At 70.7% G+C, this 25,179-nt stretch carries 23 protein-coding genes and 1 riboswitch; of the genes, 14 read left to right on the plus strand and 9 right to left on the minus strand.

The annotated features are described in order from the left end of the window. Positions 1-148 precede the first annotated feature (148 nt). Positions 149-1,282 (minus strand): 1,4-beta-xylanase, encoded by a 1,134-nt coding sequence (locus E4P42_RS20305; protein ID WP_135127926.1) that lies wholly within the window; start codon positions 1,280-1,282, stop codon positions 149-151. 290 nt (positions 1,283-1,572) lie between these two features. Here E4P42_RS20305 and E4P42_RS20310 point away from each other — a divergent pair, with 290 nt between their 5' ends. Next, positions 1,573-2,097: a nuclear transport factor 2 family protein gene (locus tag E4P42_RS20310; RefSeq protein WP_135127878.1), complete on the plus strand. Its 525-nt coding sequence runs from the start codon at positions 1,573-1,575 to the stop codon at positions 2,095-2,097. Here the strand turns inward: E4P42_RS20310 and E4P42_RS20315 are convergent. Next, on the minus strand, positions 2,070-2,630 hold the full coding sequence (locus tag E4P42_RS20315) for a TetR family transcriptional regulator (RefSeq protein WP_135127879.1): 561 nt from the start codon (positions 2,628-2,630) through the stop codon (positions 2,070-2,072). The genes E4P42_RS20310 and E4P42_RS20315 overlap by 28 nt on opposite strands. Before the next feature lie 93 nt (positions 2,631-2,723). Here E4P42_RS20315 and E4P42_RS20320 point away from each other — a divergent pair, with 93 nt between their 5' ends. From E4P42_RS20320 to E4P42_RS20335, 4 genes are all read left to right on the plus strand, one after another. Beyond that, positions 2,724-3,131, plus strand: coding sequence for a hypothetical protein (locus E4P42_RS20320; RefSeq protein ID WP_135127880.1), 408 nt, complete (start codon positions 2,724-2,726; stop codon positions 3,129-3,131). After that, positions 3,128-4,630 (plus strand): FAD-dependent oxidoreductase, encoded by a 1,503-nt coding sequence (locus E4P42_RS20325; RefSeq protein WP_135127881.1) that lies wholly within the window; start codon positions 3,128-3,130, stop codon positions 4,628-4,630. Before E4P42_RS20320 ends, E4P42_RS20325 begins: the two co-directional genes overlap by 4 nt. A gap of 20 nt (positions 4,631-4,650) precedes the next feature. Continuing rightward, a complete protein-coding gene (locus tag E4P42_RS20330) occupies positions 4,651-5,490 on the plus strand; it encodes an SDR family oxidoreductase (RefSeq protein WP_135127882.1) in 840 nt (279 codons plus the stop codon). Between the two features lie 99 nt (positions 5,491-5,589). Next, the gene (locus E4P42_RS20335; RefSeq protein WP_135127883.1) at positions 5,590-7,041 is read left to right on the plus strand and encodes an MDR family MFS transporter; all 1,452 of its coding nucleotides are present in this window, start codon (positions 5,590-5,592) and stop codon (positions 7,039-7,041) included. 2 nt (positions 7,042-7,043) lie between these two features. Here E4P42_RS20335 and E4P42_RS20340 read toward each other — a convergent pair whose 3' ends face one another. From E4P42_RS20340 to E4P42_RS20360, 5 genes are all read right to left on the minus strand, one after another. After that, on the minus strand, positions 7,044-8,192 hold the full coding sequence (locus tag E4P42_RS20340; protein ID WP_135127884.1) for a PP2C family protein-serine/threonine phosphatase: 1,149 nt from the start codon (positions 8,190-8,192) through the stop codon (positions 7,044-7,046). Next, the gene (locus E4P42_RS20345) at positions 8,189-8,926 is read right to left on the minus strand and encodes an alpha/beta fold hydrolase (RefSeq protein WP_135127927.1); all 738 of its coding nucleotides are present in this window, start codon (positions 8,924-8,926) and stop codon (positions 8,189-8,191) included. The genes E4P42_RS20340 and E4P42_RS20345 overlap by 4 nt, the downstream gene beginning before the upstream one ends. A 98-nt stretch (positions 8,927-9,024) precedes the next feature. Continuing rightward, positions 9,025-10,182 carry an RNA polymerase sigma factor gene (locus E4P42_RS20350; protein WP_135127885.1) on the minus strand — a complete coding sequence of 386 codons (1,158 nt, stop codon included), beginning with the start codon at positions 10,180-10,182 and terminating at the stop codon, positions 9,025-9,027. Beyond that, positions 10,179-10,586: a YciI family protein gene (locus E4P42_RS20355; RefSeq protein ID WP_135127886.1), complete on the minus strand. Its 408-nt coding sequence runs from the start codon at positions 10,584-10,586 to the stop codon at positions 10,179-10,181. The genes E4P42_RS20350 and E4P42_RS20355 overlap by 4 nt, the downstream gene beginning before the upstream one ends. 80 nt (positions 10,587-10,666) lie before the next feature. Continuing rightward, complete coding sequence (locus E4P42_RS20360) at positions 10,667-12,301, minus strand: peptide chain release factor 3 (RefSeq protein ID WP_135127887.1); 1,635 nt, start codon at positions 12,299-12,301, stop codon at positions 10,667-10,669. A gap of 224 nt (positions 12,302-12,525) precedes the next feature. Here E4P42_RS20360 and E4P42_RS20365 point away from each other — a divergent pair, with 224 nt between their 5' ends. The 4 genes from E4P42_RS20365 to E4P42_RS20380 all read left to right on the plus strand — a co-directional run bounded on the left by E4P42_RS20365 (position 12,526) and on the right by E4P42_RS20380 (position 17,123). Beyond that, positions 12,526-13,749, plus strand: a complete 1,224-nt coding sequence (locus tag E4P42_RS20365; RefSeq protein WP_135127888.1) for a glycosyltransferase 87 family protein — start codon at positions 12,526-12,528, stop codon at positions 13,747-13,749. A 141-nt stretch (positions 13,750-13,890) separates the two neighbouring features. Continuing rightward, entirely contained in the window at positions 13,891-15,447 is a 1,557-nt protein-coding gene (locus E4P42_RS20370) for a SulP family inorganic anion transporter (RefSeq protein ID WP_135127889.1), read from the plus strand. A gap of 331 nt (positions 15,448-15,778) precedes the next feature. Next, positions 15,779-16,048, plus strand: a complete 270-nt coding sequence (locus E4P42_RS20375; RefSeq protein WP_135127890.1) for a putative quinol monooxygenase — start codon at positions 15,779-15,781, stop codon at positions 16,046-16,048. Positions 16,049-16,091: 43 nt separating this feature from the next. After that, the gene (locus E4P42_RS20380) at positions 16,092-17,123 is read left to right on the plus strand and encodes an agmatine/peptidylarginine deiminase (protein WP_135127928.1); all 1,032 of its coding nucleotides are present in this window, start codon (positions 16,092-16,094) and stop codon (positions 17,121-17,123) included. Positions 17,124-17,138: 15 nt separating this feature from the next. Here the strand turns inward: E4P42_RS20380 and E4P42_RS20385 are convergent, their stop codons facing one another. After that, positions 17,139-18,725 (minus strand): aldehyde dehydrogenase (NADP(+)), encoded by a 1,587-nt coding sequence (locus E4P42_RS20385; protein ID WP_135127891.1) that lies wholly within the window; start codon positions 18,723-18,725, stop codon positions 17,139-17,141. 192 nt (positions 18,726-18,917) lie between these two features. Next, a riboswitch (glycine riboswitch) is annotated at positions 18,918-19,006 on the plus strand. Between the two features lie 139 nt (positions 19,007-19,145). Between E4P42_RS20385 and E4P42_RS20390 the strand changes: the two genes are divergently transcribed. Continuing rightward, the gene (locus tag E4P42_RS20390; protein ID WP_135127892.1) at positions 19,146-20,534 is read left to right on the plus strand and encodes an L-serine ammonia-lyase; all 1,389 of its coding nucleotides are present in this window, start codon (positions 19,146-19,148) and stop codon (positions 20,532-20,534) included. Between the two features lie 125 nt (positions 20,535-20,659). After that, the gene (locus tag E4P42_RS20395) at positions 20,660-21,316 is read left to right on the plus strand and encodes an SDR family oxidoreductase (protein WP_135127893.1); all 657 of its coding nucleotides are present in this window, start codon (positions 20,660-20,662) and stop codon (positions 21,314-21,316) included. Positions 21,317-21,323: 7 nt separating this feature from the next. Here the strand turns inward: E4P42_RS20395 and E4P42_RS20400 are convergent, their stop codons facing one another. Beyond that, positions 21,324-22,220: a LysR family transcriptional regulator gene (locus E4P42_RS20400; protein WP_135127894.1), complete on the minus strand. Its 897-nt coding sequence runs from the start codon at positions 22,218-22,220 to the stop codon at positions 21,324-21,326. 83 nt (positions 22,221-22,303) lie between these two features. On the opposite strand from E4P42_RS20400, the gene E4P42_RS20405 reads away from it, so the two are divergent. From E4P42_RS20405 to E4P42_RS20415, 3 genes are read left to right on the plus strand one after another with little or no spacing between them, the layout of a single operon-like run. Further along, positions 22,304-23,323 (plus strand): alpha/beta fold hydrolase, encoded by a 1,020-nt coding sequence (locus E4P42_RS20405; RefSeq protein ID WP_245234136.1) that lies wholly within the window; start codon positions 22,304-22,306, stop codon positions 23,321-23,323. 38 nt (positions 23,324-23,361) lie between these two features. Next, on the plus strand, positions 23,362-24,225 hold the full coding sequence (locus E4P42_RS20410; protein ID WP_135127895.1) for an SDR family NAD(P)-dependent oxidoreductase: 864 nt from the start codon (positions 23,362-23,364) through the stop codon (positions 24,223-24,225). Between the two features lie 29 nt (positions 24,226-24,254). Then, positions 24,255-25,157: an alpha/beta hydrolase gene (locus E4P42_RS20415; protein WP_135127896.1), complete on the plus strand. Its 903-nt coding sequence runs from the start codon at positions 24,255-24,257 to the stop codon at positions 25,155-25,157. Positions 25,158-25,179: the final 22 nt, after the last annotated feature.

The following is a 25,179-nucleotide window of genomic DNA, read 5'->3' on the forward strand; positions in this document are numbered from 1 at the left end:
CAAAGGCATCCAACACAGCACAAGCCCCCTGTGCACCTGGGTCAACGACCCCTTCGAACCCGAAGACCTCCCACCGGACTGGCAACCCCCACCCCAACCCGACACCCCCGACCAACCACCGTTCTGAGCCGAGGCTTGCGACAGCGACTCAACGGGGACGGCGTTTGGTGAGGCTGCGAATCGTGTGCACCTCGGTGTCCCGGTAGGGCTTTCCGCCGGGCTCGACCAGGTCGTGGAACCACACCTCCGGCCCCTGTGGGTAGGGCCGGTCCCAGGAATCCCACGGCAGGAACGTCTGCGTCTTGCCCGCCACCAAGCCCCAGTTGTACGCGCCGACGTGCCGCCGGCGCGCCAGCGGCAGAATGCCCTCGACCGTGCTGTCCTCGCTACGGGCCAGGTACTCGGTGCACATGATCGGCCGGCCCCACGGCGACAATTCATCGATGCGGCCTTCGAACTCGCGGGGTCTCTCGTAGCTGTGGAAGGTGATCACGTCCGACAGGTCGAGCTGCAGCGTGCTGATCTCGCTGCGCCGGGCCGGGTCGCCCCACACGCCTTGCCACACCCCGCTGGTCAGCGGCTGCCCCGGGTCGGCGGCCCGCGCCCACCCGAACACCTGAGGGAGTAGGTCGGCCACCAGCTCGATCTTGTCCGGGCGTTCGACGTCGCGGTAGGTGTTCGCCGGGTTGTCGGGTTCGTTCCACAGGTCCCACCCCAGGATCCGGCGGTCACCGCGGAACTGGGTCAGCACGCCGGCGACGTACTCCTGCAACACACCGTGGTACCGACGGTCGCCGAGGCGTTCGGCGCCGGGGCTCTGCACCCACCCCGAATTGTGCACACCCGGCCGCGGCGGACGCTGCCGCCCCAGCTTCGGATGCGGATCCCAGCAGGAGTCGAACAGCACGAACAGCGGTTTGATGCCGTGGCGGGCGGCGATGCCGACGAACTGCCCGAGCCGGCGTTGAAAACCCCTGCGATCCTGCACCCACAGCTGGTCGTGCAGGAACACGCGGACCGTGTTGAGCCCGATCCGCCGGGCCGTGCGCAGCTCGGCGTGGACGCGGTGCGGGTCCCAGGTGTCGGGTTGGAACATCTCGAGCTGATTGACCGCGTTCGAGGTGATGAAGTTCGCGCCGACCAGCCAACCCTGCGCTCCGTACCAGGTGTGCGCGCGGTCGGCCGACCATCGTGCGGTCGCGGCGCGGGCGCGCGGTGCGGCGGACAGCGTCACCGCGGCCGTCGCCATCAGCGGCAGTTTCAGCGCCGCCCGGCGGTGCAGGAGGTGGCCCTGGGGGCCGCCGACGAAGCGCCTGCTGTCGCGGATCAAGATGCGGTCCTTGGTCATTGGAGGTACATGCCACTCGGCGTGCGGACGACGCCAAGGCCTTCGTACCCGCCCCGTGCGCGGTCGACAACACGGCTCCGATCGGCAGACCGGCGCCCATGAAGCCAAGGCACCCCGTCCGACGTGGGTCGCAGCGAAACGTTACGCGGGACTGTGCGACGATCGGCACCAATCTTGTGGGCATCGTCACACCGCGGGCGTGTGGCTACCGGCGAAGGACTGTGATGGACGACTCGGCCGTGCTGGTGGAGATCGAGGCGATCAAGACGCTCAAGGCCCGGTACTGCCGCCTGCTCGACACCAAGGACTGGGCGTCGTGGCGGGACCTGTTCACCGACGACTTCGTCAGCGACACGTCCCGGTCCGGCGGTGCGGTGATCACCGGCGCCGACGCGTTCGTCGCGTTCACCCGCGCCAACATCGGCAAGCCGTCGCAGCCGACGGTGCACCAGGTGCACGCCCCCGAGATCGAGGTACTGAGCGCGACCGCCGCGCGCGGGGTGTGGGCGCTCAACGACATCGTGCACCTGGGGCCGGGGCTGAATCTCAACGGGTACGGCCACTATCACGAGACGTACGTCAAGATCGACGGGCAGTGGCGGATCGCGACCTCGACGCTGACGAGGCTGCGCGAGGACGCGTTCAACGGGCTGTTCTCGTTCCGCCTCAGCCAGCGGCTGCGCGACGCCGGGTCCCGGTGGGCGCGCCGCGGGTCACCGGGTCAGTCCGGTGCCGGTGCGGTCAGGTAGTGCGCGAGTACCGGACGTAGCCACGCGACCAACCGGGTGTCGTCCATCTCGGCCAGCGGCGGGATGCCGAGGACGTAGCGGGCCACGGCCAGGCCGAGCACTTGGGAGCCGACCAGCGCGGCACGCTCGGGCGCCCGGTCGGGGACGACGACGGCCAGCGCCGGGCTCACCCGGTCCACGAACACCCCGAGCAGCGCATCGGCCGCGGCCCGGTTGGTCGCCGCCGCGCGCAGCAGCGGCAGGAACGGACCCTGCGGTCCCCACACGCCGACGAACAGCGGCACCAGCACGTCGGCGATGCGATCGGGGGCGACGCCGGACAGATCGGGGAAGGTGATGTCGAATCGCGATGCAGCCGCGAACAATTCGGCCTTACTGCCGAAGTAGTGCATGACCAGCGCCGGATCGACGCCGGCTGCGGCCGCCACGGAGCGGATGGTGGTGCGCTCGAATCCCTGGTCGCCGAACTGGGTGCGGGCGGTGGACAGGATGGTGGCGCGGGTCGCCTCGGCGTCGCGCGCCTTCGCAGTCATGCCGACAGTGTATTCAACAACTGTTGACATAGCCACCGCGCACTCGTACCGTCGACTTCAACAACTGTTGAACACACCCGCGAGGAGGGCGTCATGACCGTCACCGCCATTCAGATCGGGCTTCACCCCGACGCCGTCGACTACGACTCACCGGAGTTCGCCCGGTTCCCCGGGCTCACCCGAGAGACGCTGCGTCGGGCCAACGACGACAACGTCGCGGCGCTGCGGGCCGCCGGCTACCGCGTCGACAACTGCCTGGTCGGCACCGGCGCGGACGGCGCGGAGACCGCCCGCGAGTCGCTGCAGGCCGGCCACTACGACGCGGTGCTGATCGGCGCGGGCATCCGGCTGGTCGCGGCCAACACCCTGCTCTTCGAGGCGATAGTCAACGCCGCCCACACCGCACAGCCGCACTGCCGCTTCGTGTTCAACCGCGCGGCGGTGGCGAGCCCCGACGACATCCGCCGGTGGTTCCCGCATCCCGAGGCGGTCGCCCGATGAGCACCCACGAGGTCGACGTCCTGGTGGTCGGCGCCGGGCCGACCGGCCTGACCGCGGCCGGGGACCTCGCCCGCGCGGGTCGCTCGGTGGCCGTCCTGGAACGCTGGCCCACGATGAACCCGTCCAGCCGCGCCTTCGCCACCATGGCGCGCACCCTCGAGCTCCTCGACGCCCGCGGACTGGCCGACGATCTCCTCGCGCACGCCCACCGCGCGCCCGGTGTGACGATCTTCGCCGGCGCGCGTATCGACCTGAGCCACCTCGACATCCGCTACCCGTTCATCACGGTGACCCCGCAGACCCGGGTGGAACACGCCCTGGCCGGGTACGCCCGGACCCACGGCGCGGATGTGCGGCGCGGTGTCGAGGTCACCGGCCTGGCCCAGGACCGCGACGGCGCGACGGTGACGGCGCGCCCGCGGGGCGGCGGTGACGAAACCATCTGGCGCGCAGCGTATGTCATCGGCGCTGACGGTGCCCACAGCACCGTACGCGATCTCGTGGGCGCCGACTTCCCCGGCCGCACCCTGATGTCGTCGCTCGTACTGGCCGATGTGAAGCTCTCCGGGAAGCCCAGTGGTGACGGCCTTCGGCTGTACAGCACCCGTGACATCTTTGCCTTCTTCGTGTCCTACGGCCGCCACGACGCCGACGGCTCGTGGTACCGCACCATGGTCTGGGACCGGCATCGGCAGCTGCCCGACGACGTTCCGCCCGACCGCGCCGAGATCGCCGACGTCATCACCCGCGCGACCGGTGCCGACCCCGGGCTGGTCGAGGTCGGGTGGAACTCCCGGTTCCATTGCGACGAACGGCAGGTCACCCGCTACCGGTACGGCCGGGTGTTCCTGGCCGGGGACGCCGCCCACGTCCACTCCCCCATGGGCGGGCAGGGCATGAACACCGGAATCCAGGACGCGGCGAACCTCGCGTGGAAGCTCGACGCCGTGCTGGCCGGCGCCGGCGACGCGGTGCTCGACACCTATCACGACGAACGCCATCCGATCGGTGCGCGGGTCTTGCGTCAATCCGGCCTGATGGCACGCGGCATCACGTTGCACCCCCGCGGCGCCCGCGCGATGCGAAACCTGCTGGCGCGCCGCCTTCTTCGCATCCCGCGGGTCCGCGACGGGGTGGCCGGGAGCTTCGCCGGCACCGCGCTGCGCTATCCGCACCGCCGGGGCGAGAGCCCGCTCGTCGGGACCCGCGGCACGCAGATCCCGCTGCGCGGCGCCCGCCTCACCGAACTGCAGCGCACCCCCGGCTTCGTCCTGATCCGCGAACGCGACGCGGCACCGGTCGACGCCCCGGGGCTGCGACACGCCGAGCGGACCGACGCCGGGCCGGCCGTCCTGGTGCGCCCCGACGGCTACGCCGCCTGGGCGGGGCCCTCCTCGGACCGGGCCGGGTGGACGGCCGCCCTGCACATCTGGGGCGCCGAGCCCGGCGTTACGAATCCACCGATATTCGTCACCCGTAACGGCCCGGGCACCCGGTGACGTGACTACCCTCGGCGCCCATGGGCGACGTTGCAGTCATCACCGGAGGTGCCGGCGGCATGGGCCTCGCCACGGCGAAGCTGGTCGGGCGTGACCACACTGTGGTCCTCGCCGACATCCGGGCCGACCGCCTGGAGACGGCCACCTCGATCCTCGAACCGCTCGGCGTCACGGCGCACACCGTGCACTGCGACGTCACCGACCGGTCTGCGGTCACCGAGCTGTTCGCCCGCGCGGCGGACCTCGGCCGCATCGCCTCGGTGATCCACACCGCGGGAGTCAGTCCCAGCATGGGCCCCGCCGACCTCATCATGCGCACCAACGCCCTCGGCACCGCGAACGTCGGCGAGGTGTTCTTCGACGGCGCCCGGGAGGGTGCGGCCGTCGTCAACGTCGCCTCGATGGCCGCGCATCTGCTGCCCGACGAGGTCATGCCGGCGCACCACTTCCCGCTGGCGCTGACCGATCCCGGCGGGTTCCTCGCCGAGATGGCGACCGCGTGCGGCATCGCCCCCGAGGAGGCGCGCCCCGGTTACGCGTACGCGGTGAGCAAGGGCTTCGTGCGGTGGTACAGCACCGCACAGTCCGAACGCTTCGGCGCGCGCGGTCTGCGGATCCTGTCGGTGTCCCCCGGCTCCGTCGATACCGAGATGGGTCGGCTCGAAGCCGAGGCGGGCGCCGGCGCCATGCTGGCAGACGCCGCGGTGCCGCGGTGGGGCACGCCCGAGGAGATGGCCGAGCTGCTCGCGTTCTGCGCGAGCGACCGGGCGGGATACCTCACCGGTACCGACATCCTCAACGACGGCGGCGTCGTCGCCTCGGTACGTGAGCGATCCCACCGCGCGGCCGGAAGCCGCTGATCCTCACACCCGCTCACCGCTCCCCCGCCGAAAACCCCGATGCCTCACCGGTTCTGAGTGTCTACCCTGGAGGGCCGCACAACGAACCAGGGGATGTCTATGACCACCGAGCCGACCGTCACCGCCGAAGACCCGGCGGTGACGCGGCAGACCACGTCCGGCGCCACGCTGATCATCGGGCTGCTGGTCGGGTCCGCATTCGTCATGATCCTCAACGAGACGATCATGAGTGTGGCGCTGCCCGCGCTGATCGCGGACCTGCAGGTCTCGGCCGGCACGGCGCAGTGGCTGACCAGTGGCTTCCTGCTCACCATGGCGGTGGTGATCCCGACCACCGGCTTCCTGATCCAGCGGTATCCGGCGCGCGCGATCTACCTGACCTCGATGGTGCTGTTCAGCCTCGGCACCCTGCTGTGCGCGGTGGCCCCCGGGTTCCCGGTGCTGCTGGCCGGCCGGGTGGTGCAGGCGTTCGGAACGGCCGTCATGGTGCCGCTGCTGATGACCACGATCATGAAACTCGTGCCCGCCGAACGGCGCGGTCAGACGATGGGCACCATCTCGATCGTCATCGCGGTGGCCCCCGCCGTCGGACCCACCGTGTCGGGGCTGATCCTCGGCGCGCTCGGGTGGCGCTGGATGTTCTGGATCGTGCTGCCGATCGCGCTCACCGCGCTGGCCGCGGGGGCCCGGTGGTTGCGGGTGCCCGAGGAGCAGCGCCGGTCGACGCCCATCGACGTCGTGTCCGTGCCGCTCTCGGCGGTGGCGTTCGCCGGGCTGGTGTTCGGGCTGTCGCTGCTGGGTGAGTCCGGGCACGCCCCCGGCGGCCTGCCGCCGTGGGTGCCGCTGGCGCTCGGCTCGGTCGCGATGGTGCTGTTCGTGTGGCGTCAGCGCCGGTTGCAGCGGAGCGACGGCGCCCTGCTCGACCTGCGTCCGTTCACCCACCGCCGATTCACCGTCTCGCTGCTGCTGGTGATCCTCGGCTTCATGGGCCTGTTCGGCGCGATCATCATGCTGCCGCTCTACGTACAGGACGTGCTGGGCCGCAGCGCACTGGTCGCCGGGCTGACGGTGTTCCCGGGCGGTCTGCTGATGGGCCTGGTCGGCCCGTTCGTCGGCCGGGCCTACGACCGTCACGGCGCCCGCCGGCTGGTCATCCCCGGCGCGTTGCTGCTGTGCGCGGCGCTGTGGGGGTTCGCGATCCTCTCGGCCGACTCCCCCATCTGGGAGGTGGTGGCGCTGCAGACGGTCATGATGTTGGGCCTGTCGCTGATGTTCACGCCGCTGATGACCGATGCGCTCGGGGTGCTGCCGGACTGGCTGTACTCCCACGGCAGCGCGATCCTCACCACGCTGCAGCAGGTGGCGGGCGCGGCCGGCACCGCGCTGTTCATCACCGTGATGACGAACGCGTCGGCGTCCGGCGGTGCACCGGATCTGCCGGGCGTGCGCGCCGCGTTCACCGTCGCGGCCGTCGTCGGCGTGGTCGTGGTGTTCACGGCCCTGTTCACCGGCCGCAAACCCGCGCCGTCCGTGAGCACCCCGGTGCACTGAGGTCAGGGGGTCGCCGGTGGCCCGAAGGCGAGCACCGCGACGTCGTCCTCTACCCCGGCTCCCAATCGGGCGAGCAGGTCCTCGAGCGCGGCGACGATCCCCGCGGGCGTGTTGGGCGCGTGGTGACCGGCGAAGTCGAGGAGCCCGGTTTCGTCGAGCCGGCCGGCGCCGCCGTCGATGCGCGCCTCGGTGAGCCCGTCGCTGTGGACCATGAGGACGTCACCCGCGCTCAGCCGCAGCTTCACCGTGCGGAATCGGGGCGCGGCGAAGATGCCCACGGCCTGCCCACCCACGGTGTCGAGCTGTCCGGCGCGGCCGTCACCGCGCAGCAGGATGGGGGGCGGGTGGCCGCCGGAGGCCAGGTGGACATCGAAGTCCGTGCCGTTGCGGCTCAGCACACCGAAGATCACCGTGCAGAACGACGACGAATCGCGACGGAACTCGTCGTGGAGGATGGCGTTGAGGTTCTGCAGCACCGCGACCGGATCATCGTCGAACACGGCGGCGGCACGCAGCGTGTACCGCGTCAGCGACGTGATGGCCGCGGCTTTCGGGCCCTTGCCGCAGACGTCGCCGAGGAAGAATCCCCAGCAGTCGGGTGACAGCGGGAACAGGTCGTAGAAGTCCCCGGCGACGTCGTCGACCGACGCCGGATGGAACAGGGCGGACGCCTCGATACCCGGTGGCGGTGACAGCGACGGCGGGAGCAGCGAGCGCTGCAGGGTGCCCGCCAGCGCCTCGGCCCGGCGCCGTTGCTCCTCGGCCCGTTGTTGGGCCATGAGCAGTTCCCGCTCGTAGGACCGGCGGTCGGTGGCGTCGTCGAACGTGAAGCGGAAGACCTCCGGCCGGCCATCGGCCGTGGCCCGTACGTTGGCCGCCAGGAACACCGGCATGCGGCCGCCGTCCGCGGTGATCAGGTCGACCGCCACACCGCTCAGCGCGTGGCGCGCCAGCAGCAGCGGGGCGAAGTGCGTCTCGAAGTGGATCCGGCTGCCGACCGCCAGCAGGTCGGTGAACCGACTGCCGACCAGCCGGCCGCGGTCCTGTCCCAGCCAGCCGGCCAGCGTCGCGTTCGCCTGCACGATGCGCCGGTCCGGCCCGACGACGGCGTATCCGCACGGGGCGTGCTCGAAGAGGTCGTCGGCGGTCACGTCCGAAGGAACGCCGCGATCGCGCCTGCGGTGTCCTCCGGGGCGGACAGCTGCGGACAGTGTCCGTCGGTGTCGATGGTCACCAACCGGCAGCCCGGGACGTGTTCGGCCACGTACCGGCCCACTTCCCGCGGCGCGATCGCATCGTGGGCGCAGTCGATCACCAGCGTCGGCACCGCAACGCCGCCCAGGTCTGCGCGGTTGTCGGAGAGGAAGGTGGTGCGGGCGAAGACACGCGCACACTCCGGGTCGGTGCGGCAGAAGCTCTCGGTCAGTTCGGCCGCGAGCTCCGGGCGCTCGGGGGCGCCCATGATGACCGGCGCCATCGCGGCCGACCATCCCAGGTAGTTGCTGTCCAGCGACGCCAGCAACTCGTCGATGTCCGCCCGGGAGAACCCTCCCCGGTAGCCGTCGTCGTCGATGTAGCGCGGTGAGGGCGCCACTAGGACGAGTCCGGTGAAACGCTGCGGTTCCCGCGTGACGGCCAGGACGCCCATCATGGCGGCCACCGAGTGCCCGACGAAGGTGACCTCACGCAGGTCGAGCTCGCGCACGATGTCGACGATGTCGTCGGCGTAGCCGTCCAGCGACGCGTACCGCTGCGGATCCCACGCCGCCGGGTCGGCGTTCCCCGAGCCGACATGGTCGAACAACACCACCCGGTGGGTGGCGGCCAGGGAAGCCGCGACCAGGCGCCAGAGGTTCTGGTCGCACCCGAAGCCGTGCGCCAGCATGACCACCGGACCATCGAGGGGACCGATGACGTTGACGTTGTTCCGCGTGCGGACATCGGTGACATCCACTCGCGAAGTATGTCACCTGGTCTCGCCGGCTAGAAGTCCGTCCGATGCCGTAGCGCGGCCGCACGCATCGTGAGGTGGTTGCGCTCGGCGACGGTCTGCGCGTGCGCCGCGGCCGCGGCGTAGAGGTCTGCGGCAACGGCGAAGTCGTTCGCCTTCTCGTGCAGATAGGCCAGCGCCGCGGTGTGGCGCGGTAGTGCGGGGTCCAGGTCGGCCAGCGCCGCGAGCCCGGCGTGCGGGCCGTCGGCCTCGCCGAGCGCGACCGCGCGGTTGAGCCGCACCACCGGGCTGTCGGTGAGCCGGACGAGTTCGTCGTACCACTCCACGATCTGCACCCAGTCGGTCTCCTCGGCGCGCTGGGCGTCGGCGTGCAGCGCGGCGATCGCCGCCTGCGCCTGGTACTCGCCCAACCGGTCCCGGCCCAGCGCGGCCTGCAACACCGCGACGCCCTCGGCGATCAACTCACGCCGCCACAGGCGGCGGTCCTGCTCGACGAGCGGGACCAGACTGCCGTCGGCGTGAGCGCGGGCCGGCCGCCGGGCGTGGTGGAGCAGGAACAGCGCGAGCAGTCCCGCGATCTCCGGGTCGTCGGAGATCGCGGCGAGCTGCCGGGCCAGCCGGATCGCCTCGGCGGCGAGGTCGACATCGCCGGTGTAGCCCTCGTTGAACACCAGGTAGAGCACCCTCAGCACCGTGCGCAGATCGCCGGGCCGGTTGAGCCGCGTCTGGCTGACCGTCCGTTTGGCGCGGCTGATCCGCTGCGCCATCGTCGATTCCGGCACCAGGTAGGCCTGCGCGATCTGGCGTGTGGTCAGGCCGCCGACCGCCCGCAGGGTCAGCGCGACGGCCGAGGCCGGGCTCAGGTCGGGATGCGCGCACAGGAAGTACAGCTGCAGGGTGTCGTCGACCGTCTCCGTCGGTCCCGGCGCCGGCTCGTCGGACACCCGGCGCTCCCGGTCGCGGCGCGCCGCATCGGACCGACTGAGGTCGAGGAAGCGCCGCCAGGCCGTGGTGATCAGCCAGGCCCGCGGATCATCGGGGCGCTCGCGCGGCCACGCCTCGACCGCCCGGATCAACGCCTCCTGCACCGCGTCCTCGGCGGTCGGGAAGTCGGCGCCGCGCCGGACGAGGGCCGCCAGCACTCCGGGAATCAGCTCCCGCAGTCGGCCCTCGTCCACCGGCGCGCTCATTCGTGGAACGTGTCCTGGGCGCCCATCACCGGCCGGACCTCGAGCCACTCGTGGATCGGCCGGCCACCGGCGCCGGGGGCGGCCGACAGCTCACCGGCCAGCTCCACGGCGCGCTCGTAGGAGTCCACGTCGATGATCATGAACCCGGCGATCAGGTCCTTGGTCTCCGCGAACGGTCCGTCGGTGACCGGCGGCCGGCCCGCCCCGTCATGGCGCACCCACGCGCCGTCGGCGGACAGGGCCTGGCTGGTGACGAATTCGCCCGTGTCCTTGAGACGGTCCGCGAAGTCCTCCATGTACCTGATGTGCGCCTCGATCTCGGCGGGCGCCCACTGGTCCATCGGCACGTCGTTGACCGCCGCGGGCGCGCCCCGATAGTGCTTGAGCAGCAGGTACTTGGCCATATCGTTCTCCTCTCGGGTTCGCGACCCCAGTTGGTCGCTCACCCCGGGGACGGAGCTGCGGGCACGATCTCGACATCACGTCAGGTGTCGGTGGCATCCCCGGTCAGCGGCTCGAGCGTCAGGCCCTTGTGGTGGCGCACCACCATGTCCATCAGCCAGCGGTCGGTGAACAGCGCCAGCAGGGCGCCGTCGGTGCGTTCGAGCACCTCGACGCCCGACTGGGCGTTGAGCACGTCGACGTCGGCCGCGGTGGTCCGCCGCACGACGGTGTAGCGCAGCTTCTCGAGCGTGATCGTGGTGTTGAGCTCACCGGCCATCCGGTGGCTGGTGACCTCGAACTGCATGGGGCCGACGGCGGCGAGCACGGGTGCCTGTTCACCGCGGCGGTCCGACCGCAGCACCTGGATGACGCCCTCCTGCTCGAGCTGGGTGATGCCCCGCCGGAACGACTTGTGCTTGCTGGGGTCGGCGGCCCGGGCCACCGCGAAGTGCTCGGGCGCGAACTGCGGGATCGGGCTGAACTCGACGCGCGGACCGGTGTAGAGCGTGTCGCCGACCCGCAGCGCGGCGGCGTTCACCAGCCCGACCACATCACCGGGATAGGCCGTGTCGATGGTGGCGCGCTGTTGGCCGAACACCGCCTGGGCGTACTTCGTGGCGAACGGCCGACCGGTCGGCGCGTGGGTGACGACGTCGCCGCGGTGGAACACGCCCGAACAGACCCGCGCATAGGCCAGCCGGTCGCGGTGGGCGCTGTCCATCCCGGCCTGCACCTTGAACACGAACGCGCTGAACTCTCCGTCCAGGTCGCGCGGGCGTCCGTCGACGTCGGGTTTGGCGGCCGGGGACGGCGCGTGCTGCACCAGGGTGTCGAGCAGCTGGTTCACCCCGAAGTTGAGCACCGCGGAGGTGAACAGCACGGGAGTGCTGGCGCCCGCCAGGAACGTCTCGGTGTCGAAGTCGGCGCCGTCGGCGCTGAGCAGTTCGGACTCCTCGGCGGCACGGACCCAGTCCTCACCGGCCACGCGCAACGCCTCCTCGGCGTCGAGGTGCTCCTCGGGGGCGGCCTTCGCGCCACCGGCGGTGCGGGTGAAGCGGATGAACCGTCCGGTGCGCCGGTCCAGGACGCCGTGGAAGTCGCCGGCGATACCGACCGGCCAGGTCAGCGGCGTCGGACGCAGCCCGATGCGCTGGTCGATCTCGTCGAGCAGTTCGAGTGCGTCGCGGCCCGGGCGGTCCCACTTGTTGATCACCGTGATGATCGGGATGCCGCCCTGCCGGCACACCTGGAACAGCTTGAGCGTCTGCGGTTCCAGGCCCTTGGCGGCGTCGATCAGCATCACCGCGCAGTCGACGGCGGTGAGCACCCGGTAGGTGTCCTCGGAGAAGTCGGCGTGCCCGGGGGTGTCGAGCAGGTTGATCACGCGTTCGTCGCCGTCGGCGCCGTGGTAGGCGAACTGCAGCGCGGTCGAGGTGATGGAGATGCCGCGCGCCTTCTCCATGTCCATCCAGTCCGACACGGTGGATTTGCGGCCGGACTTGCCGTGGATGGCGCCGGCCTCGGCGATCACCCTGGCGTGCAGCGCCAACGCCTCGGTGAGCGTGGATTTTCCGGCGTCGGGGTGGCTGATCACGGCGAAGGTCCGTCGGCGGGCCGCCTCGGCGGTCACCCGCGACCCCGTCGCATTCGCCGGTGTCGCGAGATCAGAAGTCATGAGCCGTCGTGAACCGTTCGTCGAGGGAAAAAACGCCGCGCGTCCTGGAAGTAAGTACTCTTACGTGCCCGGAGTTTACCCGTCGCGTGGAGGTCGCTTCGCGGCCGTCACACCGCCCGATGCGTTCCGTCGCGACCCTACTCTGACGGGTGAATAGATTGAGCGGTTCGGGAATCGGGTATGGCGAACGTCTACGCCGGCCGGTAAGGGAGGACCCCCATGGCATGCGCCGCCTGACGACGCGCCGCCGTCACGCGCGGTGGCCGGTCGCGCTCTCGGCCTGCGCGGCGCTGTGCGGCGTGGTGGTGTCCGGTGTGCTGATCAAGCACACAGTCACCGGCTATCAGCTGGATCTGTCGGTGTTCCGCGATGCCGGCGCGGCGCTGCTCAACGGAGCGCCGCTGTACTCCGCGGACTTCCCGAGCACCTCGGGTTTCCGCTTCATCTATCCGCCGTTCGCGGCGGTGGTCTTCATCCCTCTGGCGTGGGTGCCGGCTCCGGTGACGCAGGTGCTCTGGGCCCTTCTCAATCTGGCGCTGGTCTGGTGGATCCTGCGGATCTGCCTCGACCGCCTGGGTCTCGGCCGGCCCGGCCGCCTGGCGCTGCTCGCCCTCGGACCCGCGCTGCTGCTGGAACCGGTGCGCACCACCTTCGGGTTCGGTCAGATCAACATCGTGCTCATGGCGCTGGTCGTCGCCGACTGCCTCCGTGCGGTTCCGCGGCGGTTGCAGGGCGTGTGCCTGGGATTGGCCGCGGCCATCAAGCTCACGCCTGCCGGTCACGCACTCGTGCTGCTCGCGCGACGCGACACCGCGGCGGTGGTCAAGGCCGCGGCGGTCTTCGCCGCCACCATCGCACTGGGCTTCCTGGTTCGACCGGTCGATTCGCTGTGGTTCTGGCTCAGGGAGTTCTTCAAGGTCGACCGCGCGGGCGGCCACGAGTTCAGCCGCAACCAGGCACTCACCGGCGTGCTGACCAGATCGGGGCTCGACGGGTTCGTCAAGGACGTGATCTGGCTGACGCTCGCCCTTGTCATCGCCGCGACGGCGTACTGGGCCGCCCGACGGTTCGCCCACAGCGGGGAACCCGTCCTGGCATTGGGCGTGGTCGCCCTGGCCGTGCTGCTGGCCTCGCCGTTCGCGGTCAACCATCACTGGGTGTACTGCCTGCTGCTGGTCCCGCTGATCATCGCCGGTCAGTACCGGTCCTGGCGACCGGCCTTGGCCGTCGCGTTCGTCGCGTTCGGCATCGGCCCCCACTTCTTGCTGGAGAAGCTCGACGGGCTCCCGCGGTGGCAGAGTCTGGCGATGCAGATCGGCGGCAACGCTCAATCCCTCGCCGCGACGGGTCTCTTCATCGCAGCTGTGGTGGTCGCACGCCGGCGCGGGCGGGCGGAGGCGACGGTGGACGATCGCGTCCTTCGCGGGCTGGCGATGGACCGGACGTAGGCGCCCACCCATCGGCGTGAGTTCCGCCACCGAAGTCGAACTCTTCCCTTCGGTAAGGGTAGTGTTCCGCGCGGCAGCATGCACCGCCCCGCGACATCTGCCCCCTACTTCCACCGACGGCCGGCCCATCCGGGCGCCGTCATGCTGCGACGTGAACGGAGTCCCGTGGGCACACGTGCGGAATCAACCGGATCGACCGTGCGCGAAGCCGGCGATCCGAGCACGTCGGTCCGGGCGGCGCTGCGGTCGCCGCGGCGGCTGCGCACCGAGGTGCTCTCCGGCCTCGTCGTCGCGCTGGCCCTGATCCCGGAGGCGATCTCGTTCTCGATCATCGCCGGTGTCGATCCGAGTGTGGGCCTGTTCGCGTCGTTCACCATGGCCGTGACCATCGCGATCGTCGGCGGCCGACCCGCCATGATCTCGGCGGCGACCGGCGCGATCGCGCTCGTGATCGCGCCGCTCGTGCGGGATCACGGCGTCAACTACCTCATCGCGGCGGTGATCCTCGCCGGGGCGTTCCAGATCGCGTTGAGCCTCTTCGGCGTCGCCCGGTTGATGCGGTTCATCCCCCGCAGCGTCATGGTGGGCTTCGTCAACGCGCTGGCCATCCTCATCTTCACCTCCCAGTTGCCGCACCTGCTGGGCGTGCCGTGGCTGGTGTATCCGCTGGTGGCGGCCGGCCTGCTGATCATGGTGTTCCTGCCGAAGCTCACCACGGCGGTCCCGGCGCCGCTGGTGGCCATCGTCCTGCTGACCATCGCCGCCGTGGCGATGCACCTCGATGTGCCGACGGTCTCCGATCAGGGCGAGTTGCCGTCGAGCCTGCCGAGCCTGATCTTCCCCGACGTCCCGTTCACCATGGAGACGTTCTCGATCATCGCCCCGTATGCGCTGGCGATGGCCCTGGTCGGCCTGCTCGAATCGCTGATGACCGCCAAGCTCGTCGACGACATCACCGACACCCACTCCGACAAGACCCGCGAAGGCTGGGGTCAGGGCGTGGCCAACGTGGTGACCGGGTTCTTCGGCGGTATGGGCGGCTGCGCGATGATCGGCCAGACGATGATCAACGTGAAGGTCTCCGGTGCCCGCACCCGGATCTCGACGTTTCTGGCCGGCATGTTCCTACTGGCGCTGGTGGTCGGCCTCGGCGACATCGTCGGGCTCATCCCGATGGCGGCACTGGTCGCGGTCATGGTCATGGTGTCGGTCGCGACCATGGACTGGCACAGCATCGCCCCGGCCACCCTGCGCCGCATGCCGCGCAGCGAAACCCTGGTCATGGCCGTCACGGTGGTGGTGACGGTGGCCAGCCACAACCTGGCCTACGGGGTGATCGTGGGCGCGCTCACCGCGATGGTGCTGTTCGCCCGCCGGGTCGCGCACCTGGTGACCGTCGAGAGAATCACGGAGGACCGGGACGGCACGATCGACCGCGTCGTGTACCGGGTCAGCGGCGCGCTGTTCTTCGCCTCGAGCAACGACCTGGTCTACCAGTTCGACTACACCGGCGACCCGTCCGTGGTGACCATCGACCTGTCCGACTCGCACGTCTGGGACGCCTCCACGGTCGCGGCGCTCGACGCCATCACCACCAAGTACCAGGCGAAGGGCAAACGCGTCGAGATCACCGGACTCAACCGCGACTCCGCGGACCGCCACGATCGGCTCTCCGGACAGCTCGGCGCCGCGCACTGACGACCGCCGGGCGGCACGATTACCGCGGCCCCGTCCTGGGTATCAGCGCTTGGACGCCGTTACATTTCTCTCGCGGAATGTCACGGCACCGATTCGAGATGAGGAGTCGCCCGATGACATCGCAGGAACCCGCCAAGGACGCCGACGACGTGCTGACCACCCCGGCCACCCCCGGTGCGGAGGCGTTGCCGAGCACCGAGGGCGACGGGGACGACGAGACGTCAGCCGGCTGAGCTCGTCGAGCGGGGCCGGTCAAGGAATTCGTCAGGCCGCGATGAGTACCGGCCGCGGGGGCGGTCCACTCCTGGACAACCGAGCCAGGGAGCAGAACATGGTCATCGTCGCCGGACATCTCACCGTCGACCCGGGGCAGCGCGGGGCCTACCTCGCCGGGTGCGTGGACGTCGTAGCCCAGGCCCGCCGGACCGCCGGATGCCTCGACTTCGCGATCTCGGCGGATCTCCTCGAGGCCGGACGCGTCAACGTCTACGAACGCTGGGAGTCGCCGGCGGCGCTCGCCGCCTTTCGCGGCAGCGGACCGGACGCCGAACAGAGCGCGGCGATGCTCACCGTGTCGGTCGAGGACTACGACGTCGCCTGACGCGTTCAGTACGCTGCCAGGACCGGTGAGCGAAGGAGCGGCGATGGCGTGGCGGATGCCGGCGGAGACAGCCCCGCAGGAACGCGTGTGGATGGCGTTTCCCCGGGAGGGCTACACGCTGGGCGCCCCCCACGCCGAACGTGACGAGGGATACGCGGCGTGGACGGCCGTCGCGCAGGCGGTCTCGCGATTCGCGCCGGTCACGATGGTGGTCGATCCGAGCGAGACGGCCAGGGCCCGGCGCATGCTCGGATCGGGCATCGAGACTCTCGATGCCCCGCTCGACGAGTTCTGGATGCGCGACATGGGCCCGACGTTCGTCGTCGACGACGACCGGCCCGGGGTGCTGGGCGCGGTGGACTGGATCTTCAACGGGTGGGGCGCGCCGGAGTGGGCGCAGTGGCGTCTGTCCGCGGAGATCGCCCGCGTGGTGGCCGCGCATCTCGGCGCCGAGCTCATCAGCTCGGTCCTGGTCAACGAGGGTGGCGGCATCCACGTCGACGGCGAAGGCACCGTATTGCTCACGGACACCGTGCAACTGGACCCGCATCGCAACCCGTACGCCGACCGCGCGCGGGTCGAGGCCGAGATGGCCCGGACTCTCGGCGCCGACCGGTCGATCTGGCTCTCCCGCGGGCTGACCCGTGACTACGACGAGTTCGGCACCAAGGGTCACGTCGACATCGTCGCCACCTTCGCCGGCCCGGGCCGGGTGCTCCTGCACCAGCAGACCGACCCCGCCCACCCGGATCACGCGGTGATGCAGGAGCTGCGGGCACGCCTCGCCGATGAGACCGATGCGGCCGGCCGGCGGCTGGAGATCATCGATCTGCCCGCCCCGGCCACTCTGCGCGACGACGACGGCTACGTCGACTGGAGCTACGTCAACCACCTCGTCGTCAACGACGGTGTGGTCGCCTGCGGCTTCGGTGAAGAGGCCGCCGACGCCCGCGCCCGGGCGATCCTCGCCGAGGCGTATCCCGGCCGTGAGGTGATCACGGTCGATGCGCGCCCGCTGTTCTCCCGCGGCGGCGGGATCCACTGCATCACCCAGCAGCAGCCCGTCACCGGGTGAGCCGGGCCCGCGCCGTCAGCTGGGCAGGCCGCCGTCGATGCGCTGCGGCACACCGAGCGGGTTGTCGCGGCGGACCTCCGCGGGCGCGAGTTCCTCGGGCAGGTTCTGGTAGGCCACCGGCCGCAGGAACCGCTCGATCGCGCGGCTGCCCACGGACGTCGTGGCGGGCGCGGAGGTGGCCGGGAAGGGCCCGCCGTGCACCATCGCGTGGCCGACCTCGACGCCGGTGGGCCAGCCGTTGAACACGATACGGCCGACGATCATCTCCAGTCCGCGGATCAGGTCAGCCGCCACCGGGTAGTCCTCTCGGGCGGCGTGCACGCTGGCTGTGAGCTGCCCCTCCAGCGCGTCGACGGCGGCCGGCAGCCGGTCGGCCGGAGTCCGCACGATCAGCGACGACGGCCCGAACACCTCGTCGGCCAGGGCCGGGTCGGCCAGCAGCTGATCCACCGTGGTGACCAGCAGCTGGGCGCGTGCCCCGCAGGACGACGTCTGCTCTGCGCCCTGGGCGACCAGCTCCACACCGGTGATGCCCGACGCCCGCCCGCTCAGGTCGCGGAACGCACCGGCGATGCCGGCGTTGAGCATCGGACCGCTCGCCGCGGCGCCCAGCGCCTCGGACGCGGCGGCGATGAAGGTGTCGGCGTCCGGGGTCTCGGCGACGAACACCAGGCCGGGGCTGGTGCACAGCTGGCCGACGCCGGTCATCATCGACGCGACGTAGTCGCGGCCCAGGTCGGCGGCGCGCTCGGCGAGCGCCTGCGGCAGCAGGAACACCGGGTTGATGCTCGACATCTCCGCATACACCGGAATCGGCACCGGGCGGGCGGCCGCGATTTCGGCGAGCGCCAGCCCACCGCGGCGCGAGCCGGTGAACCCGACCGCGGCGATCCGCGGATCCTTCACCAGTTGCACGCCCACCTCGACCCCGGAACTGATGAGCAGCGAGAACACTCCCTCCGGAAGGTTCTGCGCGACAACGGCGTTGCGCACCGCGCGGCCGACCATCTCCGACGTGCCCGGGTGGCCGGGGTGGGCCTTGACGATCACCGGACACCCGGCGGCCAGCGCGGAGGCGGTGTCGCCGCCGGCCACCGAGAAGGCCAGTGGGAAGTTGCTCGCGGCGAACACCGCGACCGGACCCAGCGGCACGGAACGCTGCCGCAGATCCGGCTTGGGCAGCGGGCTGCGCTGCGGGTCCGGAGTGTCCAGCCGGACCTGCGCCCAGTCCCCGGTGCGCAGCACCGACGCGAACAACCGCAACTGGCCGGTGGTGCGCGCCAGCTCACCCTTGGCGCGGGCGGCGGGAATGCCGGTCTCCGCGGTGACGCGGTCGGTCAGCGCGTCCCCCAGCGCGTCGACCTCGTCGGCGATCGCCTCGAGGAACTCCGCGCGCCGGGCCGGCGTGGTGTGCCGGTAGGCGTCGAAGTCGCGCGCCGCCAAGGCCGCGGCGCGCTCCACGTCGCCGGCGCCCGCATCGTGGTACACCGGCTCCAACTGCTCCCCGGTCGCCGGGTCCACCGCTCGGAACTCCGGGCCGTCGGCCGCGTCGTCGGATCCGATCAGGCTGGTGCCTCGCAGTTCACCGATGGACACAGTCACGGTGGGCCTCCTTCGTCAGGATCCGAATTCGGGCAGCCTAAAGGGCAGCACCGCCCTGCCCAGCCGGCCGAACGGGACACCACTCATCTTCGTCACCACGTGAAGCAGTGCGTTGACCATCGTCGATCATCGGCTTGGTGTGTCAAGTCACAGCGTCCGGAGTAGGGTCGGCGGCATAACTGAAGATGCCGTCGATGAGCGGTGGGAGAACCCCGAACGGGGTGCCGTAGGAGCAACGTCCTCCCCGGGAATCTCTCAGGCCCATGTACCACCGCGCCGAGGCGACTCTGGAGAACAGTGCCGGTCATGACCGGGACTTACCGAAGGGGCAGAGCGGACCACGCGGGCCGCGCAAACTCTCAGGTACCAGGACAGAGCGGGGAGGTGTTCCCAGTCGAGCGCTAGCCACCTGGAGACCTCATGACCGTCAGCGTCTTCGATCTGTTCAGCATCGGTGTCGGACCGTCGAGCTCGCACACCGTGGGCCCGATGCGCGCCGCCGAACGCTTCGTGCGCGAACTTCGCACCGCGACGCCGCTGTCCGATGTCGCGGACGTGCGCGTGCGGCTGTTCGGATCGCTGGCCGCCACCGGCGCCGGCCACGGCACCATGCCGGCGATCCTGCTCGGCCTCGAGGGCTTCCGCCCGGAGACCATCGAGACCGACGAGATGGAGAACCGCCTCGCAGAGATGCGGGCCGACCGGAGCATCCGGCTCGGCGGCGAGATCAGCATCGCGCTCACCGAAGAGGACATCGCCCTCGAGCCCGCGACCACCCTGGACCGCCATCCCAACGCCATGACGCTGGCGGCGGCCGATCGGTCCGGAGCCGAGCTCTACTCCCAGACGTACTTCTCGGTGGGCGGGGGCTTCGTGGTGTCGGCCGGGGAGACCTCCACCGACGCCGGCGGCGACGACGCCGGAAACCCGGTGTCATTCCACTCCGCGAGCGACCTGCTCGGTCTTGCGCAGGCCCTCGGCGTGCCGATCAGTGAGGTCATGCTGCGCAATGAGCTGCGCACCCGCCATGCGCACGACGTCCGCGCGGGGCTGCTGCACATCCGCGATGTCATGTTCGCCTGCCATGAGCGCGGCATCACCCGGGACGGTTTTCTGCCGGGCGCGCTGCGGGTCCGCCGCCGAGCCCCGGAGTGGTATGAGCGCCTGCAGGCCGAGGACCCCGACCGTGCGCCGGCCTTCGCGCAGGAGTGGGTCAACCTGGTCGCGCTGTCGGTCAACGAGGAGAACGCCGCGGGCGGACGGGTCGTGACGGCCCCGACCAACGGGGCGGCCGGCATCATCCCCGCGGTCATGTACTACGCCCGGCACTACACTCCCGCCGGCGCTGCCGACCCGGACGAGACGTGCGTCCGCTTCCTGCTCGCCGCCGGCGCCATCGGCTCGCTGTACAAGGAACGGGCGTCGATCTCGGGCGCCGAGGTGGGTTGTCAGGGTGAGGTGGGCAGCGCCGCGTCGATGGCCGCCGGCGGGCTCGCCGAGATCCTCGGCGGCACCCCGAACCAGGTGGAGAACGCCGCCGAGATCGCGATGGAGCACAGCCTGGGGCTGACCTGCGACCCGATCGGTGGCCTGGTGCAGATTCCCTGTATCGAGCGCAACGCCATCTCGGCCGGCAAGGCCATCAACGCCGCCCGGATGGCGCTGCGGGGCGACGGCACGCACCGGGTCAGCCTCGATCAGGTCATCGAGACCATGCGCACCACCGGCGCGGACATGAGCAGCAAGTACAAGGAGACCTCGACGGGCGGCCTCGCGGTCAACGTCCCGGTCAATGTCGTGGAGTGCTGATCGGAGTACTGAAGCGAGGCGCCGGCGCCACCTCATTGTGACCTTAAAGAGGTCTTATTTTTCTTAATCTCGGTGTACGGTGGCTTCCATCGCTCGGCGACCACCAGTGGCGGAAGGAACGACAGATGGACCACGGACCTGACCGAATCGTCTTGGTGACCGGTGCCTCGAAGGGGATCGGCGCGCAGGTGGCACAGCGGCTCGCCGGCCGCGGCACCCACGTCATCGTCCACTACCGGGAAGACTCCGACCGCGCCAATGCCGTCGCCGACGCCGTCCGCGCCGCGGGCGGGTACGCGTCCACCCTCGGCGCGGACATCTGCGAGGACGCCGACGCCACCGCGATGATCGACCACATCGCGACGCAATTCGGCCGGCTGGACGCCCTGGTCCTCAACGCGTCGGGCAGCACTCATCTCGGTGCCGACCTGCGCCATGCGATGCGCCTCAACCGCGATGCACAGCGTCACCTCGCCCGGCTCGCCCTGCCCCTGATGCCGCACGGTGGCCGCATCGTCTACGCGACCAGCCACCAGGCCCACTTCTATCCCGACAAGGCCGTGCCGAAGGGGTACGCCGCGGTCGCGGCGAGCATGCGGGCCGGCGAGACCGCGCTCTATGCCATCCGCTCGGAGCTGGCGCGCGTCGGTGTGCATCTGACCGTGGTCTCCGGCGACATGGCCGACCCGGGCCTCGCGGACTCGATCGCCACCGCGACCAACGCCAAGCACCCGTCGGGCATGGTGTTCGTGGGCGGCGCGCACTACCTGATGACCGCCTGAGCCCGGCTCAGGACGTGATCCGGGCGGCGGCGCCGAGAAGGTGCTGCGCCAAACTTGCTGCCGGAGCAGTCATCTGATCCGACGTCGCCGAGGCCAGGTACACCTGCCAGGAGATCCGGTCAGTCAGCCGAATGGCCCGCAGGTCGGGGTAGCGGCGCGCCTCCGAGGCCGGCATGAACGCCGTACCCAGCCCGTTGCCGACCAGATCGGCCGCGACGGCGAATCCGGCGGGCACCTCGTACTGCGTGACGGGGGCGACTCCCGCGGCGTGAAACGCGGTGTCCATCAGTCGTCGTAGGCCGAAGCCCGGTGGGAAGCCGACCAGATCGTCACCGGCAACGTCGGTGAGGCCGATGCGACGGCGCCGCGCCAGCCGATGGTCGTCGCGGCACACGAAAACCATCGGCTCCTCGAACAGCATCCGCATGTCCAGCTGCGGGGGGAACCGGTCGGGCACCGACACCAGCGCCAGGTCCAGCGACCCCTCGATCAGGGCGGGCAGGTAGGCCGATGCGCCCGCCTGACTGAGCCGCAGCCGCAGCCGGACGAACGGGTGCGCGCGGTGGAAGTCGCCCAGCGCGCCCGCCACGTCCAACGGCCCGAACGCGATCAGCGACCCGAAGTCGACTGTCCCCGAGAGGTGTCCGCGGAACTCGCCGACCGATCCGCTCGCCGCGCGGGCCGCGCGCAGCACCTCATGGGCGTGCGTGTGGAACCGTTCCCCGGCCGGAGTGAGCCGGATGCGCTGTCGGGACCGGTCGAACAGCGACACGCCCAGTTCGCGTTCCAACTTGGCGATCGAGGCCGACAGCGCCGACTGCACGACGTGGACCCGTTCGGCGGCGCGGGTGAAGCTCAACTCCCCCGCGACCGCGACGAAGTGCTCGATCTGCCGCAACTCCACCCGGCCACCCTATCTCTCTCATCGATGACAACGATCGATGATCATCGTTGGACTCGATGGGCGAAGGCCGGTGCAATGAACCCATGACGATGACCCGGAGGGATCTCGGCCGATTCACCGCACTGGCGGCGGGCGCGGCGGCGGTGGCCGCGTGTGCGCCGCGCGCCGACGCCGGACCGCCTCGCGCACCCCGGCATCAGCTACCGCCGGTCAAGCAGATCAGGGCCGGACTGCTCGACGTGGGGTACACCGACGCCGGCCCCGCCGACGGACCGCCGGTCATCCTGCTGCACGGCTGGCCCTACGACATCCACAGCTACGCCGACGTCTCGGAGGCGCTGACACGGCAGGGTTTTCGCGTGATCGTGCCGTATCTGCGCGGGTTCGGGTCCACCCGGTTCCTGTCGGCCGACACCTTCCGCAACGGTCAGCAGGCGGCCCTGGCCGCCGATGTGGTCGCGTTGATGGACGCCCTGCACGTTCCCCGCGCGATCCTCGGCGGATACGACTGGGGCGGTCGCACCGCCAACGTGGTGGCCTCGCTGTCGCCACAGCGCTGCGCCGGGCTGGTCGCGGTGAGCGGCTACATCGTGGTCGACCTGGCCGCCAACCGGCTGCCGCTGCCGCCGCGCGCCGAGTACGGCTGGTGGTATCAGTACTACTTCGCCACCCCGCGCGGCGAGTCCGGATACCGCAGCAACACCAGGGAGTTCAACCGGCTCATCTGGCAGAACGCCTCCCCGCGGTGGCAGTTCGACGACGCGACCTACGAACTGTCCGCGACCGCGTTCGACAATCCCGACCACGCCGACATCGTGATCCACAACTACCGATGGCGACTCAGCCTGGCCGCCGGCGAGGCGCGCTACGACGCCGACGAACGCCGTCTGGCCACCAGACCACCGATCGCGGCGCCCACCGTCACGATCGCCAGTGACTTCGACGGTGCGGCCAAGGACGGGGCCGCCTACCGCGGCGTCTACACCGGCCCGTATCAACACCGCATCCTCGACGGCATCGGCCACGACGTGCCGCAGGAGGCGCCCGCCGAGTTCGCCGCCGCCGTCCACGACGTCAGCCGGATGGCGACCAAGCCCCGATGATGACGAATTGCCCATCACCACAACGAAAGGCGACTGCCATGTCCAGAGTTCTCCTCGTGACCGGGGCCTCCCGCGGCCTCGGTCGCGCGATCACCGACGCCGCCCTGACCGCCGGACACCGCGTCGTGGCCGGCGCCCGGACGCCGTCCGCGCTGGCCGACCTCGCCGCCCGCCACCCGCAACACCTGGCCGTCGTCGCCCTCGACGTCACCGACGACGATCAGGTTCGCGCCGCCGTCGACACCGCGATCACCCGGTTCGGCCGGATCGACGTGCTGGTCAACAACGCCGGCTATGCCAACATGGCCGCCATCGAGGACGTCGACTTCGACGACTTCTGCGCCCAGGTCGACACCGACTTCCTCGGGGTGGTCCGGATGACCCGTGCCGCACTGCCGGTGCTGCGCACCCAACGCGCCGGGCACATCCTGCAGATCTCGTCGGTGGGCGGGCGCCTGGTCCGGCCTGGACTGGCGGCCTACCAGTCCGCCAAATGGGCGGTCACCGGGTTCTCCGGTGTGCTCGCCGCGGAGGTCGCGCCGCTGGGCATCAAGGTCACCGTGCTGGAGCCGGGCGGAATGCGCACCGAGTGGGCCGGTTCCTCGATGCAGATCGCACGGGTCCGCGACGAATACGCCGGTACCGTCGGCGTCGCGGCGTCGCTGAGCAAGCCCGAGCACCTCGGGGCCAGTGACCCCGCGAAAGTGGCGGCGCTCCTGCTGCAGGTGATCGACATGCCCGACCCGCCGGCCCGCCTGCTCGTCGGCCCGGATGCCTATCGTTACGCCACCGCCGCCGGACGGGAGCTGCTGGCCGCGGACGAGACGTGGGCGGCGCTCAGCATCTCGACCGCGGCCGATGACGTCACGCCGGCGCAACTCGATCCCCTGGGCACGCCCTGACCGCCTGCCGGCGAGAAAGGAACTCCGACATGTCTTTCCTCTCGACGCCGCGGGTGGCCGACACGCTGGCGCGGGCATTCGCCGCGACGGTCAACCCGGCCCCGAAGCCCGCCGTACGGTTCCCGGAACACCGGTGTGCGGCAGACGAGGTCGCGATACCGACGCGGTACGGCGCCACCACGGCCACGGTCTACCACCCGCCGGAGCCCGCGGGCAGACCGCCGGTGTATGTCAACGTCCACGGCGGCGGATTCGTGGTCGGCCATCGCGAACAGGATGACCCGTGGTGCCGGTACCTGGCGGTGACCGCGGGGGTGGTGGTGGTCAACACCGACTACGTGCTCGCCCCGCGGCACCGCTTTCCGGCGGCGCCACAACAGGTCTACGACATCGTGTGCTGGGCGGCAGAGGCACAGCGCGACTGGGACGGCACCCGCCTGTGTGTCGGCGGTCAGAGCGCCGGCGGCAATCTGAGCGCCGCGGCGGCACGGCTCGCCCTCGAGCACGGCGGGCCCCGCATCGCCCTGCAGGTACTGCACTACGCGCCGCTCGACCTGGTGACCCCCACCCGTGCCAAGGCATCCGCGCTCGGTCGCCGCGCCGTCATGAGACCGTGGATGGGCGAGGTCTTCGACACCGCCTACATTCCCGACCCGGCGCAGCGGCGCAATCGTCTGGCGTCGCCCGCCTGGAGCGGTAACGCCGACGCGCTGACGGGAATCGCACCCGCGCTGGTGGTGGCGGCCGAGCACGATCGGTTGCGTGACGAGGCGCGGACGTATGCGGCCAGGCTCGACGCCGTCGGCGCGCTGATGGAATACCACGAGGTGGCCGGCGTCGATCACGGGTACAACATCATGAGCGCGGCCGCCGACGTCACACGCCGGACGTACGCCCACATCGCCGGGCACGTGCGGCGGGCGAGCATCTGACCGGCCGATCCGGGTCGATGAT

Source organism: Mycobacterium sp. PS03-16 (assembly GCF_004570325.1).
Lineage (GTDB): Bacteria > Actinomycetota > Actinomycetes > Mycobacteriales > Mycobacteriaceae > Mycobacterium.

Excerpts from the sequence above, each read along its gene's own strand:
- E4P42_RS20310 (WP_135127878.1), top strand. The coding sequence starts at position 1,573 with ATGGACGACTCGGCCGTGCTGGTGGAGATCGAGGCGATCAAGACGCTC.
- E4P42_RS20315 (WP_135127879.1), bottom strand. The coding sequence starts at position 2,630 with ATGACTGCGAAGGCGCGCGACGCCGAGGCGACCCGCGCCACCATCCTG.
- E4P42_RS20320 (WP_135127880.1), top strand. The coding sequence starts at position 2,724 with ATGACCGTCACCGCCATTCAGATCGGGCTTCACCCCGACGCCGTCGAC.
- E4P42_RS20325 (WP_135127881.1), top strand. The coding sequence starts at position 3,128 with ATGAGCACCCACGAGGTCGACGTCCTGGTGGTCGGCGCCGGGCCGACC.
- E4P42_RS20330 (WP_135127882.1), top strand. The coding sequence starts at position 4,651 with ATGGGCGACGTTGCAGTCATCACCGGAGGTGCCGGCGGCATGGGCCTC.
- E4P42_RS20335 (WP_135127883.1), top strand. The coding sequence starts at position 5,590 with ATGACCACCGAGCCGACCGTCACCGCCGAAGACCCGGCGGTGACGCGG.
- E4P42_RS20345 (WP_135127927.1), bottom strand. The coding sequence starts at position 8,926 with ATGCTGGCGCACGGCTTCGGGTGCGACCAGAACCTCTGGCGCCTGGTC.
- E4P42_RS20350 (WP_135127885.1), bottom strand. The coding sequence starts at position 10,182 with ATGAGCGCGCCGGTGGACGAGGGCCGACTGCGGGAGCTGATTCCCGGA.
- E4P42_RS20355 (WP_135127886.1), bottom strand. The coding sequence starts at position 10,586 with ATGGCCAAGTACCTGCTGCTCAAGCACTATCGGGGCGCGCCCGCGGCG.
- E4P42_RS20360 (WP_135127887.1), bottom strand. The coding sequence starts at position 12,301 with ATGACTTCTGATCTCGCGACACCGGCGAATGCGACGGGGTCGCGGGTG.
- E4P42_RS20365 (WP_135127888.1), top strand. The coding sequence starts at position 12,526 with ATGCGCCGCCTGACGACGCGCCGCCGTCACGCGCGGTGGCCGGTCGCG.
- E4P42_RS20370 (WP_135127889.1), top strand. The coding sequence starts at position 13,891 with ATGCTGCGACGTGAACGGAGTCCCGTGGGCACACGTGCGGAATCAACC.
- E4P42_RS20375 (WP_135127890.1), top strand. The coding sequence starts at position 15,779 with ATGGTCATCGTCGCCGGACATCTCACCGTCGACCCGGGGCAGCGCGGG.
- E4P42_RS20380 (WP_135127928.1), top strand. The coding sequence starts at position 16,092 with ATGGCGTGGCGGATGCCGGCGGAGACAGCCCCGCAGGAACGCGTGTGG.
- E4P42_RS20390 (WP_135127892.1), top strand. The coding sequence starts at position 19,146 with ATGACCGTCAGCGTCTTCGATCTGTTCAGCATCGGTGTCGGACCGTCG.
- E4P42_RS20395 (WP_135127893.1), top strand. The coding sequence starts at position 20,660 with ATGGACCACGGACCTGACCGAATCGTCTTGGTGACCGGTGCCTCGAAG.
- E4P42_RS20405 (WP_245234136.1), top strand. The coding sequence starts at position 22,304 with ATGACGATGACCCGGAGGGATCTCGGCCGATTCACCGCACTGGCGGCG.
- E4P42_RS20410 (WP_135127895.1), top strand. The coding sequence starts at position 23,362 with ATGTCCAGAGTTCTCCTCGTGACCGGGGCCTCCCGCGGCCTCGGTCGC.
- E4P42_RS20415 (WP_135127896.1), top strand. The coding sequence starts at position 24,255 with ATGTCTTTCCTCTCGACGCCGCGGGTGGCCGACACGCTGGCGCGGGCA.